Here is a 12,715-nt window from a genome sequence, read left to right as displayed (position 1 = left end):
CGGCCGTCCACGCCTTCGGGGTGGGGGTTGGTCAGCTGACGACGGGCAGCAGGGCGTAGGACAGCCCGGCGGCGAGTGCGCCACCGATCAGCGGTCCGACGACCGGCACCCAGGCGTAGGCCCAGTCGCTCGAGCCCTTGCCCTTGATGGGCAGGAAGGCGTGCGCGATGCGGGGGCCGAGGTCACGGGCCGGGTTGATGGCGTAGCCGGTGGGGCCACCGAGGCTGACACCGATCGCGATCACGAGGAACGCGACGGGGATCGCACCGAGCTCCGACGGGGTCTGCCCGTTGGTGAACGCGATGACGACGAAGACCAGCACGAAGGTGCCGATGATCTCCGTGACGAGGTTCCAGCCGTACGAGCGGATCGCGGGGCCGGTCGAGAAGACGCCGAGCTTGGCGGCCGCGTCGGGCTCCTCGTCGAAGTGCTGCTTGTAGGCGAGCCAGACGATGACCGCACCGATGATCGCGCCGATCAGCTGTGCGAGCCAGTAGAGGAACATCTCGCCGACGGTGATGTTGCCGAGGATCGCCTGCGCGAGGCTGACCGCGGGGTTGAGCTGTCCGCCGGACTTGTAGGACACGGTGACACCGGCGAAGACCGCGAAGCCCCAGCCGATCGTGACCATCAGGAACCCGGCTCCGAAGCCCTTGGACTTCGCCAGCGAGACGGCGGCGACGACGCCGCCACCCAGGATGATGAGCATCGCCGTACCGACGAGCTCGGACAGGAAATTGACGCCGATGCCGTCCATCGGTGACCTCCAGTGCGTGAGGGTGGGGGTCCGGCCGTGCTGCGCCGCACTCCCCGTTGAGTGATTGAGGCCAACCATAGTGATGCGGTTCGCGGCCCGGCGATGAATTCGTGAGCGAAGTGCGGCATCGTGCACGAACGTGCAGGACGAGTGTCCCCAGCACGATCCTGACCCGGTGACGCGTCCTCGGCACGCTGCACGAACGTGCATCGTGACCGGACGGCCGCTCGTGCCGCCGATGTAGATTGGGCGCACTCCGGTCGACGACGCGCGGTGTGACCGCCACGGTTCGACCCCGTACCCGTGGAGGCACCGCATGAAGAAGCTCATCAACGACCCGCAGGCCGTGGTCGAGGAGACCGTCCGGGGCTTCGCCCGGGCACACGCCGGGCACGTCGTCCTGGTCGAGGACCCGATCCACCTGCACCGCGCTGACGCACCCGTCGCCGGCAAGGTCGGGATCGTCAGCGGCGGTGGCAGCGGCCACGAGCCGCTGCACGCCGGCTTCGTCGGGTACGGCATGCTCGACGCCGCGGTGCCCGGCCCGGTGTTCACGAGCCCGACGCCCGACCCGATCGTCGCCGCGACGAAGGCCGTCGACGGCGGTGCGGGCGTGCTGCACATCGTGAAGAACTACACCGGCGACGTGCTCAACTTCGAGACGGCCGCCGAGCTCGCGGCGATGGACGACGTCCGCGTCGAGTCCGTCGTGGTGGATGACGACGTCGCGGTGCAGGACTCCCTGTTCACCGCCGGCCGTCGCGGTGTCGCCGGGACCGTCGTGGTGGAGAAGTGCGCCGGCGCCGCCGCCGAGCGCGGGGACGACCTGGACGCGGTCGCCGCGGTGGCCCGGCACGTCAACGACGTCACGCGGTCGATGGGGCTCGCGCTGACATCGGGCACCGTCCCGCACGCGGGGGAGCCGTCGTTCGTGCTGGCCGACGACGAGGTCGAGCTCGGCATCGGCATCCACGGCGAGCCGGGCCGTGAGCGGATCGCGATGGCACCGGCGGACGAGCTGGTCGACCGTGTGCTGGAACCGATCCTGACCGACCTCGACGCCCCGGCCGGCTCGTCGCTGCTGCTCCTGGTGAACGGCATGGGCGGCACCCCGCTGTCCGAGCTGTACATCGCCTACCGACGCGCCGCCGAGGTCCTCTCCGACCGCGGCTACCAGGTCACGCGTAGTTTGGTCGGCGACTACGTCACGTCCCTCGAGATGCAGGGGTTCTCGCTCACCGTCACGGTGCTCGACGACGAACTCACTGCCCTCTGGGACGCCCCGGTGGAGACCCCGGCCCTGCGCTGGGGACGCTGAGCGAACGCAACCGCGACTGCGACTGCGATCGCAACCGCGACCGACCACAGCCGCTCGACCACCGGACCACGACACCGGGCCCGCCGGGCCGGTCACACGAAGGGAACCGCATTGGCGCTCGACACCGCATGGGCCATCGACTGGGTCCGTCGCACCGCCGCGACGATCGACGAACACCGGGCCGAGCTCGTCACGCTCGACCGTGAGATCGGGGACGGCGACCACGGCGAGAACCTCGACCGCGGGTTCCGGGCCGTGCTCGAGGCCGTCGACTCCGGGTCCTTCGACACCCCGGGCGCCGTGCTCAAGACCGTCGCGACGAAACTCATCTCCACCGTGGGCGGGGCGGCCGGCCCGCTCTTCGGCACCGCCTACCTGAAGGCGGCGCAGGCCGCCGGTGACGCGGCCGAACTCGACGCGGACACCCTCGTCGCCGTCCTCACCGCCGCCCGCGACGGAGTCGTGTCCCGCGGCAAGGCCGCGGTCGGCGACAAGACGATGGTCGACGCGTGGAGCCCCGCGGTCGACGCCGCAGCAGCGGCTGCCGGCGCCGGCGACGACCCGAAGGCCGTCCTCACCGCGGCAGCCGACGCCGCCGCGCAGGGTGCGGCGGACACCGAGCCGCTCGTCGCCCACAAGGGCCGCGCGAGCTACCTCGGCGACCGCGCGATCGGGTACCGCGACCCCGGTGCGCAGTCGACCGCGTACATCCTGCGCGCAGCGGTGGACGCAGCGTGACCGTCGGCATCCTGGTCGTCTCGCACAGCGCGGCGATCGCTACCGGCACCGTCGAGCTGGCCCGGCAGATGGCGGCGGACGTGCCGCTCGTCGCCGCGGGCGGCACGGACGACGGCGGCATCGGTACCTCGTTCGAGGCGATCTCCGCGGGCATCGAGGAACTCGCCCAGGCGGACGCCGTCGTGGTGCTGTGCGACCTCGGCTCCGCCTACCTGACGACCGACACCGCGCTCGACTTCCTGGACGACGACGTCCGAGCCCGCGTCCACGTGTCGCCGGCCCCGCTGGTCGAGGGCACGGTGGCGGCTGCGGTCGCCGCCCAGACGGGTGGCGACGCCGACGCGGTGCTGGCCGCCGCGGCATCGGCCGCGGGTTCCGAGGCGGACGCGAGCAGCGCCTCCCTTCCGACCGGTGACCAGCCTGGAGGCGCGGGGCCGGCCGACGGGGCTGCTCCCGTCGACGGCGCGGCCGGCGCCGACCGCGTCAGCGCGTCGGTCGAGCTGGTGAACGAGACCGGGCTGCACGCCCGGCCCGCCGCGGAGTTCGTGAAGACGGCGGCGAAGTACGACGCGAGCGTGCACGTCAACGGCGTGGACGCGAAGAGCCTGCTGGCGATCATGGCCCTGGCGCTGCCGAAGGGTGCGACGGTGTCGGTCGACGCGACCGGGCAGGACGCGCAGGCCGCGGTCGACGCCCTGGTGGAACTGGTCCGGTCCGGCTTCGGCGAGTGACGCCGCCGCCGGGGGAGACCCCGGCGGCGGTGCCCGCCCGGTCACCGGATCGAGATCGTCCCCGCCAGGTCGAGGTCCGAGGGGCCGCCGGTGACCCCGGCGTCCGCGAGCAGGGTGGCACCGAACACGGCGCTCCAGAACGTGCGGGCGTCCCGGGCGACGCCGCTCGGGCTCGTCCAGCCCTGATCGTCGACGACGCGTTCCAGGTAGCGCTCGGACTGCCGGAACAGCACGGCGAGCAGCAGTCGCACGCGCTCACGCTGCGCCGGGTCGTCCCCGGCGGCCCCGAGCGCCCGGACCACGAGCGGGGTCGACGGCATCGCGAGGGCGGTGCGAGCGAGGACTTCCCGGAACGACTCCGGCGAGCGGGCTCGCCGGCCGGCCGCCTGCAGTCGCGTGGTGTCGCGGAGGAACAGCGCGAACGCGGCGTCGAGCACCAGGCGGTCCTTCGAGCCGTAGTGGTGCGTGATCTGGTTCGGGTAGACACCCGCGGCCCGGGCGACCTCGCTGACGGTGACGCTCCGAGTGCCCGCACTGAGCAGTCCGGCCGTCGCCGCGAGGATCTTCGCCCGTGTCGCCGCGCCGCGAGCCGTGCCGGAGCCGTCCACCGTGGTTGCCATGTCGGAATTGTACGTGGTACAACTCAACTTGTTCAACGTACAAGAGGAGTTCCCGTGGACATCGTCATCACCGGCTACGGCGCGGTCTCACCCTTCGGCCACGGCGTCACGCCACTCTGGGACGCCCTGGTGGCCGGTCGCTCCGGCGTCCGTGCCCTGCACCGCGACGGAGCACTCTGGCAACAGGTGCCGATCCGGGTCGGTGCCGATGCCGCCCTCGACGCCGACGGAGCGCTCGGGCGGGTCCGTGCGAACCGTCTCGACCGCAGTCAGCAGCTGGCACTCGTCGCCGCGGACGAGGCCTGGGCCGACGCCGGTGCCCCCGCGGTGGAGGGCGACCGCCTCGCCGTGGTCATCGGCACCGGGATCGGGGGAGTGGAGACGCTCCTGGACGCCCACGACGTGCTCGGTGCGTCCGGTGCCCGGCGGGTCTCACCGCGCACGGTGCCGATGCTCATGGCGAACGGTGCCGCCGCGCAGATCAGCATCGCGTACGGGGCGCGAGGCGGCGCCTACACGACGGTGTCGGCCTGCGCCTCGGGGGCCGAGGCCATCGCCACCGCCGCACGACTCATCGCCACCGGTGAGGCCGACGTGGTCATCACCGGCGGGACCGAGGCCGCCGTCACCGCGGTGACGATGGCATCGTTCGCCCAGTCACAGGCCCTCGCGAAGCCCGACGGCGACGACCCCACCACCCTGTCACGGCCGTTCGACGCCGACCGCCGCGGCTTCGTCCTCGGCGAGGGCGCCGGCATCGTCGTGCTCGAGCGTGCCGACCACGCCGCGGCCCGAGGACAGCGGTCGCACGGCTCGCTCGCCGGATGGGGGATCACCTCGGACGCGCACCACATCACCGCACCACTGGCGGACGGCAGCGAGCAGGAGCGGGCCATGCGCGCCGCGATCCGGATGGCGGGACTCACCGGCGGCGACGTCGACCACGTGAACGCGCACGCTACCGGCACCCCCGTCGGCGACGTCGGCGAGGCGGCCGCCATCAGCCGCGCTGTGGGGACCGGCGCGCTGGTCACCGCGCCGAAGAGCGCGATCGGGCACATGTTCGGCGCTGCCGGAGCCGTCGAGGCGATCCTGACCCTGCGGGCGCTCGAGACCGGCACCGTTCCGCCGACCCTGAACCTCGACCGGCTCGACCCCGCGGTGGACCTCGACGTCGTCTCCGGCGCAGCTCGGACCGCGCCGCTCCGTGCCGCGTTGAACAACTCGTTCGGGTTCGGCGGTCAGAACGCGTCGCTGGTGTTCACCGCGGCATGAGCTCCTGCAGGCCCGTGACCCGGAGCAGGTCGAGCTTCGCGGCGTCCTCGGAGCCCGGCACGACCGTGTAGACGACGATCCGCAGGTCACCGCCGGGAACGCTCAGCACGTCGCAGTCGATCTCCACCGGCCCGACGGGCGTGTGCACGACCTTGCGGCTCGCACGGTGCTCGGCGATCCGGCCGGTCTCCCAGCGGCGGGCGAACTCGGGGGACTCCCGCAGCAGCCGTTCGACCAGGTCCGCGAGGTCACGGTCCGCCGGGTAGCGGCCGTACGCCTGCCGCAGGTCGGCGGCGAGGTCGCTCGAGAACTCCTCCTGGTGCTCGTCGTCCCAGTCCACCCCGTCGCGCTCCTGCATGAAGTGCCGCCAGACCAGGTTGCGATCGAGCCCGACGTACCGCGAGGGGTCGCCGTTCACCGCGGCCCACAGCTCGTTCCAGAGCACGATGTCGTGGGTCGCCGTGAACACCGCGAGCGGGACGTCGCCGAGCCGGTCCACCAACCGCTGCACGCCCGGCGTGATGTGCCGCGGCACCACCTGACGCGACGGCGGGGCGACGCCGGCCACCCGGCACAGGTGGTCCCGCTCCTCGGACGACAGCCGGAGCGCCGTCGCGAGGGCGGCGAGCAGCTGCGGCGACGGGTTCGTCGCCCGGCCCTGCTCGAGGCGGACGACGTAGTCGACGCTCACGCCCGCCAGCGCGGCGAGCTCCTCACGGCGGAGCCCCGGGGTCCGTCTGCCGGGTCCGGCCGGCAGGCCGACCGCCTCGGGACGCACCCGGTCACGCCAGGAACGCAACACGTTCGCGAACTCGCTCATGTCCACCATCATCGCCCCGCGCCTCCTGTCCGTCCTGGTACTGCCGGTCCCACCGTCGCACCGTGCCTGGGGGAGCCGGGTCGGCGGGGGCAGGCTGGACGCATGACAACGACACTGATCACCGGGGCCAACCGCAGCCTCGGACTCGAGACCGCACGCCGACTGCTCGAAGCCGGCCACACCGTCTACGCCGGCATGCGCGACCCGGCCAGCGGCGACGACGCCCGCGCCGTCGGCGCACACGTCGTGCAGCTGGACGTCACCGACCAGGCAAGCATCGACGCGGCGATCGCGACGATCCCCGAACTCGACGTCCTCGTGAACAACGCCGGGATCCTCGGCACCTCGTTCGGGGTCGACGACCTCGACGCGAGCGCGATGGCGACCGTGCTCGACACCAACGTCACCGGGATCGTGCGGGTGACCCAGGCCGCGCTGCCCCTGCTGCGACGCTCGGCAGCACCCGTCATCGTGAACGTCTCGTCGGGGGTGGGGTTCCCGCGCTGGCTGACGACGCCGGGGCACGACGAGTACGGGGTGCCGGCGGTGCCGTACGCGGCGTCGAAGGCGGCCGTGATCGCGCTGACCGTGCAGTACGCGAAGAACCTGCCCGGGTTCCGGGTGAACGCGAGCGACCCGGGCTACACGGCGACGGAGTTCAACGGGTTCGGCGGACACCAGACGATCACCGAGGGCACCGATGCCACGGTCATGCTCGCGACGATCGGCACCGACGGGCCGACGGGGGAGTTCCACAACCGCGAGGGCCGGATCGAGTACTGACGGACAGCGCCGGCGTCAGTCGTGCACGTCGGCACCGAACCCCGGCCCGGGGCGCATCATCCAGCCGTCCGGGTCGGGCAGCGGGCGGAACCCGAACCGTTCGTACAGCCCGTGGGCATCCGCGGTGAACAGGGCGAAGCGCTTCAGGCCGAGCGGCTCGACCGCCTCGGTCACGCCGCGCACGAGTTCGATCCCGACGCCGCGGCCCCGGGCATCGGGATCCACGAACACGTCGGCGAGCCACCCGAAGGTCACGCCGTCGGTGATCACCCGCGCGTAGCCGAGCTGCTCGCCGGTCGTCGCGTCGTACACGCCGAAGTTCCGGGAACCGGCGATGATCGCATCCTGCGTCGCACGGTCACGCCCGCGAGCCCAGTAGGAGTCCTCGCTGAGCCAGCGGTGCACGCGGTCGACGTCGAGGTCGGCGGGGTCGTCGGAGAAGCGCAGGTCGGTCACGTGACGAGTCAACCGGCGGACGCGCCTGCGGCGCAACGGCCGATTGGGGTTCCGTGGACCGCTCGGGCGGGCGGGCGGTCGTCGGCCTGGAGGCCCGTGGGGACCCCGGCGCGCGGGTCGCGTCGGGCGGTTGGTGGCGCTGGTCCGCTGTCGGGCGTGCGGCGTCCGGCGTCCGGCGTGCGACGTCCGGCGTCCGGCGTCCGGCGTCTGTCAGGATGGCCGCATGCGCGCCGTCCAGTACGCCCAGTTCGGTTCCGTCCCCTCGATCGTCGACGTGCCGGAGCCGGTCGCGCCCGAGCACGGCGTCGTCGTCCGGGTGACGGCCACCGGTGTCTGCCGCAGCGACTGGCACGCGTGGAAGGGCCACGACGACTCCGTCCGGCTGCCGCACGTGCCGGGGCACGAGTTCGCCGGCGTCGTCGCCTCCATCGGTGCGGGCGTCCAGCGCTTCGCGGTCGGCGACCGGGTCACGGCTCCGTTCGTGTTCGCCTGCGGGACCTGCGCCGAATGCCTCGACGGCGCCACCCAGGTGTGCACCGCCCAGCAGCAGCCCGGGTTCGACCTGCAGGGCTCGTACGCGGACTCCCTGGTCGTCCCGCACGCCGACCTCAACCTCGTCGCGCTGCCCGACGCCGTGGACTTCGCGGTGGCGGCGGCGCTGGGCTGCCGGTTCGGCACCGCGTTCCACGCCCTCCACGCCCGGGGGCGCGTCGCCGCAGGGGAGTGGGTCGTGGTCTACGGCTGCGGCGGAGTCGGGCTCTCCGCGGTCATGGTCGCCGTGGCCGCCGGCGCGCACGTGGTCGCTGTCGACGTCTCCGCGGCCGCACTCGAGCGCGCCGCCGCCCTGGGTGCCGACACCGTGCTGATGGACGCCGATGCCGTCACCACGGTCCGATCCCGCACGGGTGGCGGAGCGCACGTCTCGCTCGACGCCTACGGCAGCCGTGCCACCTCCGTCGCCGCCGTGGCGTCCCTGCGTCCGCGCGGTCGGCACGTGCAGGTCGGGCTGCTGCTGGACGACGAAGCCGCTCCGGCGATCCCGATGAGCCGGGTCATCGCGGACGAACTCGAACTGCTCGGCAGCCACGGCGCGGCGGTCGGGGAGTACGGCGCGATGCTCGACGCCGTTGTGGCCGGACGACTGCGTCCGGAGGAGACGATCGGCCGCACGATCGGCTTCGACGACCTGCCCGAGGCGCTCGTCGCGATGGACCGACCAGCGACGTCGTCGGGCATGACCGTCGCGGTGTTCTGAGGCTCGGAGCGTCCCGTCAACCCTCGGTCCGCGCGTCCGCGCCCCGGCGGATGCGGAGCACGACCGCGCCGATGACGAGCACTGCCAGGATCCCGACGACCCCGAACAGGAGTGCCGGGCCGCCGTGGCCGTGCGCGTGCGTTCCGGCACCCGTGTTCGGTGCGGCTCCCACTGCCGCTGTCGTCGGTTCCGAGGATGATGTGGGCGCGGTCGTCGGGCTCGTCGTCGTGGGTGGGACGGTCGGGGATGCGACCGGTTCCACCGAGAACGCGAGCTGCCCCTCGATGGGATGGCCGTCGGGGGAGACGTACCGCCAGACGAGGGTGTGCGGGCCGGGGGAGAGCGACACCGCCTTGGACATCGAGGTGCCGTCGACGGCCACCGCTCCGGAGGACTCGTCGGTCCCGCCGTCGTCGCGGATCTCGATGCGCAGGCCGGCTTGGAGCCCGGCAAGCGGCGCCTCACTGAAGGTGAGTGTCACTCGCTCAAGGTCGGCAGCCACCGTGGCGCCGTCCGCCGGATCACTCGAGGTCAGTGCTGCGTGCGCCGACGCAGGTGTCGTCCCGATCAGCACGAGGAACGCGGACAGGGCGACGGCGAACAGGACCCGGGGCGTCGCAGCTCGCGAGCGGCGTTGGTCATCTCGGTGAGCGTGCACGCGTCCACGCTAGGGAAGCGATGTCGAGCGTCCCGTCAGCCGAGCGGGGCCACTCGCAACCTCTGAGGTGACATAATATGCATTATCGGCGCACGGGTGCGACGTCGGAACACTCACGGTGAGCAGAAGAGGTCGAGTCCTGTGCACGGACTCGACCTCTTCTGCTCACTGGATGACGACGGCGTCAGTCGGCGGGCTGCGTCGGGACGTCGTCGGCGTCGATCTCGAGCGCTGCCGGCTCGCCGCCCTGTTCCTCCAGGGTGTCCTGGTCGGTGTCGGGCTGCTCCGGCGACTCGGTCTGGGTGGTCTCTTCGGCTGGGTCAGGCTGGCTGTAGCTCATGGGCCGCACGGTACGCCCGCGTCCCTGAACAACTGCACGCTTCCCACCGGAAACACCTCGTGCGCACCAATGGTCGAGTCCATCCACTGGACTCGACCACTGCTGCTCACGAACTGCGGCAGACCGATCACATGTTCGCGAGAGCCACCGCGTTGATGATGAAACCGATCACGCCGATGACGATGGCGACGATCGACAGGATGATGCCCGCCATGATCATCCCGCGGCTGCCACCGCGCTTGCGCGCCGAGATGCCGAGCACGAGACCGACGATGCCGCCGATGACTCCGACGATCGGCACGAACAGGCCAACGACGGTCCCGATGATGCCGAGCACCAAGGAGACGATGGCGAAGGTGTTCGACTGCGCCGGTGCGTTGCCGGGGTTGGACATGGTGGAGCTCCTTCTGGTCAGGACGCCGATCCAGGCCGGGTAGCCGATCGTGAGCGTCGTTCAGAACGCTAGTCCTCACACACGGCTGATGCCCAGATTCGCGCCCGGAGCCTGTCCCCCGGCTCAGGCTCCGACGTACGCCGCCAGATGCTGGCCGGTCAAGGTCGACCGTGCCGCCACGAGTTCGGCGGGCGTCCCCTCGAACACGATCCGTCCGCCGTCGTGCCCGGCGCCCGGCCCGAGGTCGATGATCCAGTCGGCGTGCGCCATGACCGCCTGGTGGTGCTCGATCACGACGACCGTCCGTCCGGCGTCGACGAGCCGGTCGAGCAGACCGAGCAACTGTTCGACGTCGGCCAGGTGCAGGCCCGCGGTCGGCTCGTCGAGCACCACGACACCGCAGCGGTCACCGAGGTGCGTCGCGAGCTTGAGCCGCTGCCGCTCTCCCCCGGACAACGTGGTGAGCGGCTGTCCGATCGTCAGGTACCCGAGCCCCACGTCGGCGAGTCGGGCGAGGATCGTGTGGGCCGCCGGCAGACCGGACTCCCCCGCCGCGAAGAACGCCAGCGCGTCGGCGACGGACATGCCGAGCACCTCGCTGATGTCCTTCCCGCCCAGGTGGTAGCCGAGCACGGACTGGTCGAACCGCTTGCCGTCGCACTCGACGCAGGGGCTCGCGACGCCCGCCATCATGCCGAGGTCGGTGTACACGACACCGGCACCGTTGCACGCCGGGCAGGCACCCTCGGAGTTGGCGCTGAACAGTGCGGGCTTGACGCCGTTGGCCTTCGCGAACGCCTTCCGGATCGGCTCGAGCAGGCCGGTGTACGTCGCCGGGTTGCTCCGCCGCGAGCCACGGATCCCGCTCTGGTCGATGGCGACCACGTCGTCGCGCCGGGCCAGCGACCCGTGGACGAGCGTGCTCTTGCCCGAGCCGGCGACCCCCGTGACGACGGTGAGCACCCCGGTGGGCACGTCCACGTCGACGTCGTGCAGGTTGTGGGCGGACGCGCCGCGGATCGCGATCGCCCCGTCCGGACGACGGACCTCGGACTTCACGGTGACGCGGTCGTCCAGGTGCTGACCGGTCACGGTCCCGCTGGCACGCAGCCCGACGACGGACCCCTGGTAGCAGAGCGTCCCACCGCCGGAACCGGCACCGGGCCCGAGGTCGACGACGTGGTCGGCGATCGCGATGACCTCGGGCTTGTGCTCGACGACCAGGACGGTGTTGCCCTTGTCGCGCAGCCGGACGAGCAGCTCGTTCATCCGCTCGATGTCGTGCGGGTGCAGCCCCGTGCTCGGCTCGTCGAAGACGTACGTGACGTCGCTGAGCGAGGAGCCGAGGTGCTTCACCATCTTCACGCGCTGCCCCTCTCCCCCGGACAACGTGCCCGTCGGGCGGTCGAGCGACAGGTAGCCGAGTCCGATCTCGACGAAGGACTCGAGCAGGGCACGGAGCCCCTCGAGCAACGGCCCGACCCCCGGGTCGTCCAGACCCCGCAGCCAGGTGACGGCGTCGGTGATCTGCATCGCGCAGACGTCTGCGATGCTGCGGCCCGCGATCTTCGACGAGCGGGCGGTGTCGTTCAACCGGGTCCCGTCGCAGGCCGGACACGTCGTGAAGGTCACCGCACGGTCGACGAACGCTCTGATGTGCGGCTGCATCGCCTCGCGGTCCTTCTGCAGGAACGACCGGCGGACGCGGTGCACGAGCCCCTCGTAGGTCATGTTGATGCCGGCGATCTTCTGCTTCGTCGGCTCGCGGTACAGGAAGTCCTGCCGCTCCTGCTCGGTGAAGTCGCGGATCGGGGTGTCCCGGTCGAAGTAGCCCGATTCGGCGTACAGCCGCACGTTCCAGCCGTCGGTCCCGTACCCGGGGATGGTGAGCGCGCCGTCCCCGAGCGACTTCGTGTCGTCGAACAGCTGCGTCAGGTCGATGTCGTTCACCAGCCCCCGGCCCTCGCAGTCCGCGCACATGCCGCCGAGCCGCGTGAACGAGACCCGCTGGGCCTTCGCGTCCGCACCTTTCTGCACCGTGATCGCTCCCCCGGCCGTCACGGTGGCGAGGTTGAACGAGAACGCGTTCGGCCCCCCGATGTGCGGCTGGCCGAGTCGGCTGAACAGCACGCGCAGCATCGCGTTCGCGTCCGTGGCGGTACCGACGGTGGAGCGCGGGTCGGCACCGATGCGCTCCTGGTCGACGACGATCGCGGTGGTCAGGCCGTCGAGCAGGTCGACGTCCGGACGCGCGAGCGACGGCATGAACCCCTGCACGAACGCGCTGTAGGTCTCGTTGATCATCCGCTGCGACTCGGCGGCGACGGTGCCGAACACGAGCGAGCTCTTGCCCGAGCCGGAGACCCCGGTGAACACCGTGAGCCGCCGCTTCGGCAGGTCGACGTCGACGTCGCGCAGGTTGTTCGCGCGGGCGCCGCGCACCCGGATCCGGTCGTGCCGGTCGGCAGGGTGCGCGTCGGTGCCGGTGGGGTCGTCGTCGACCGGATCGGTGTGCATGCGGGTCAGCGTACCGACGGGAGGCCCGTGGCGGGGCCGCCACGGGCCTCCCG

14 protein-coding genes are annotated in these 12,715 nt (G+C 71.9%); 6 read left to right on the top strand and 8 right to left on the bottom strand.

All coding sequences use genetic code 11. From position 1 onward, the window contains the following. Positions 1-31: 31 nt before the first annotated feature. Positions 32-757, bottom strand: coding sequence for an MIP/aquaporin family protein (locus tag Q9R26_RS07870; RefSeq protein ID WP_182065025.1), 726 nt, complete (start codon positions 755-757; stop codon positions 32-34). 316 nt (positions 758-1,073) lie between these two features. Between Q9R26_RS07870 and dhaK the strand changes: the two genes are divergently transcribed. The 3 genes from dhaK (at position 1,074) to dhaM (ending at position 3,544) form a co-directional block, all read left to right on the top strand. Further along, positions 1,074-2,075, top strand: a complete 1,002-nt coding sequence (dhaK, locus tag Q9R26_RS07865) for a dihydroxyacetone kinase subunit DhaK (RefSeq protein ID WP_259577856.1) — start codon at positions 1,074-1,076, stop codon at positions 2,073-2,075. Between the two features lie 111 nt (positions 2,076-2,186). After that, complete coding sequence (dhaL, locus tag Q9R26_RS07860; protein WP_111030104.1) at positions 2,187-2,813, top strand: dihydroxyacetone kinase subunit DhaL; 627 nt, start codon at positions 2,187-2,189, stop codon at positions 2,811-2,813. Then, positions 2,810-3,544 carry a dihydroxyacetone kinase phosphoryl donor subunit DhaM gene (gene dhaM / locus Q9R26_RS07855; RefSeq protein ID WP_311226953.1) on the top strand — a complete coding sequence of 245 codons (735 nt, stop codon included), beginning with the start codon at positions 2,810-2,812 and terminating at the stop codon, positions 3,542-3,544. Before dhaL ends, dhaM begins: the two co-directional genes overlap by 4 nt. Before the next feature lie 41 nt (positions 3,545-3,585). Here dhaM and Q9R26_RS07850 read toward each other — a convergent pair whose 3' ends face one another. After that, on the bottom strand, positions 3,586-4,164 hold the full coding sequence (locus Q9R26_RS07850) for a TetR/AcrR family transcriptional regulator C-terminal domain-containing protein (protein WP_182065029.1): 579 nt from the start codon (positions 4,162-4,164) through the stop codon (positions 3,586-3,588). A gap of 54 nt (positions 4,165-4,218) precedes the next feature. Between Q9R26_RS07850 and Q9R26_RS07845 the strand changes: the two genes are divergently transcribed. Next, positions 4,219-5,439, top strand: a complete 1,221-nt coding sequence (locus Q9R26_RS07845) for a beta-ketoacyl-[acyl-carrier-protein] synthase family protein (protein ID WP_311226952.1) — start codon at positions 4,219-4,221, stop codon at positions 5,437-5,439. On the opposite strand, the gene Q9R26_RS07840 is transcribed toward Q9R26_RS07845, so the two are convergent. Continuing rightward, positions 5,426-6,259 (bottom strand): helix-turn-helix domain-containing protein, encoded by an 834-nt coding sequence (locus tag Q9R26_RS07840; protein ID WP_182065031.1) that lies wholly within the window; start codon positions 6,257-6,259, stop codon positions 5,426-5,428. The genes Q9R26_RS07845 and Q9R26_RS07840 overlap by 14 nt on opposite strands. 102 nt (positions 6,260-6,361) lie before the next feature. Between Q9R26_RS07840 and Q9R26_RS07835 the strand changes: the two genes are divergently transcribed. Beyond that, positions 6,362-7,042, top strand: a complete 681-nt coding sequence (locus Q9R26_RS07835) for an SDR family NAD(P)-dependent oxidoreductase (RefSeq protein WP_311226951.1) — start codon at positions 6,362-6,364, stop codon at positions 7,040-7,042. Between the two features lie 15 nt (positions 7,043-7,057). Here the strand turns inward: Q9R26_RS07835 and Q9R26_RS07830 are convergent, their stop codons facing one another. Next, positions 7,058-7,498: a GNAT family N-acetyltransferase gene (locus Q9R26_RS07830; protein ID WP_311226950.1), complete on the bottom strand. Its 441-nt coding sequence runs from the start codon at positions 7,496-7,498 to the stop codon at positions 7,058-7,060. A gap of 223 nt (positions 7,499-7,721) precedes the next feature. On the opposite strand from Q9R26_RS07830, the gene Q9R26_RS07825 reads away from it, so the two are divergent. Further along, positions 7,722-8,753 carry an alcohol dehydrogenase catalytic domain-containing protein gene (locus tag Q9R26_RS07825; RefSeq protein ID WP_311226949.1) on the top strand — a complete coding sequence of 344 codons (1,032 nt, stop codon included), beginning with the start codon at positions 7,722-7,724 and terminating at the stop codon, positions 8,751-8,753. Positions 8,754-8,769: 16 nt separating this feature from the next. On the opposite strand, the gene Q9R26_RS07820 is transcribed toward Q9R26_RS07825, so the two are convergent. The 4 genes from Q9R26_RS07820 to Q9R26_RS07805 all read right to left on the bottom strand — a co-directional run bounded on the left by Q9R26_RS07820 (position 8,770) and on the right by Q9R26_RS07805 (position 12,662). After that, positions 8,770-9,411 carry a copper resistance protein CopC gene (locus Q9R26_RS07820; protein ID WP_311226948.1) on the bottom strand — a complete coding sequence of 214 codons (642 nt, stop codon included), beginning with the start codon at positions 9,409-9,411 and terminating at the stop codon, positions 8,770-8,772. 184 nt (positions 9,412-9,595) lie between these two features. Further along, positions 9,596-9,751 carry a hypothetical protein gene (locus Q9R26_RS07815; RefSeq protein ID WP_182065036.1) on the bottom strand — a complete coding sequence of 52 codons (156 nt, stop codon included), beginning with the start codon at positions 9,749-9,751 and terminating at the stop codon, positions 9,596-9,598. Between the two features lie 127 nt (positions 9,752-9,878). Continuing rightward, positions 9,879-10,145: a DUF4190 domain-containing protein gene (locus Q9R26_RS07810; protein WP_182065037.1), complete on the bottom strand. Its 267-nt coding sequence runs from the start codon at positions 10,143-10,145 to the stop codon at positions 9,879-9,881. A 123-nt stretch (positions 10,146-10,268) separates the two neighbouring features. Beyond that, positions 10,269-12,662 (bottom strand): excinuclease ABC subunit UvrA, encoded by a 2,394-nt coding sequence (locus Q9R26_RS07805; protein ID WP_311226947.1) that lies wholly within the window; start codon positions 12,660-12,662, stop codon positions 10,269-10,271. Positions 12,663-12,715 lie beyond the last annotated feature (53 nt).

This window comes from Curtobacterium sp. BRB10 (assembly GCF_031844325.1).
Classification (GTDB): Bacteria; Actinomycetota; Actinomycetes; order Actinomycetales; family Microbacteriaceae; genus Curtobacterium; species Curtobacterium poinsettiae_A.
Note: the sequence above shows the minus strand (reverse complement) of the source record. Positions and strands in the feature narration are given on the sequence as shown.

Bases quoted from the DNA above. Each gene is read 5' to 3' on its own strand.
- Q9R26_RS07870 (WP_182065025.1), bottom strand. From the start codon at position 757: ATGGACGGCATCGGCGTCAATTTCCTGTCCGAGCTCGTCGGTACGGCG.
- dhaK (WP_259577856.1), top strand. From the start codon at position 1,074: ATGAAGAAGCTCATCAACGACCCGCAGGCCGTGGTCGAGGAGACCGTC.
- Q9R26_RS07850 (WP_182065029.1), bottom strand. From the start codon at position 4,164: ATGGCAACCACGGTGGACGGCTCCGGCACGGCTCGCGGCGCGGCGACA.
- Q9R26_RS07840 (WP_182065031.1), bottom strand. From the start codon at position 6,259: ATGAGCGAGTTCGCGAACGTGTTGCGTTCCTGGCGTGACCGGGTGCGT.
- Q9R26_RS07835 (WP_311226951.1), top strand. From the start codon at position 6,362: ATGACAACGACACTGATCACCGGGGCCAACCGCAGCCTCGGACTCGAG.
- Q9R26_RS07825 (WP_311226949.1), top strand. From the start codon at position 7,722: ATGCGCGCCGTCCAGTACGCCCAGTTCGGTTCCGTCCCCTCGATCGTC.
- Q9R26_RS07815 (WP_182065036.1), bottom strand. From the start codon at position 9,751: ATGAGCTACAGCCAGCCTGACCCAGCCGAAGAGACCACCCAGACCGAG.
- Q9R26_RS07810 (WP_182065037.1), bottom strand. From the start codon at position 10,145: ATGTCCAACCCCGGCAACGCACCGGCGCAGTCGAACACCTTCGCCATC.
- Q9R26_RS07805 (WP_311226947.1), bottom strand. From the start codon at position 12,662: ATGCACACCGATCCGGTCGACGACGACCCCACCGGCACCGACGCGCAC.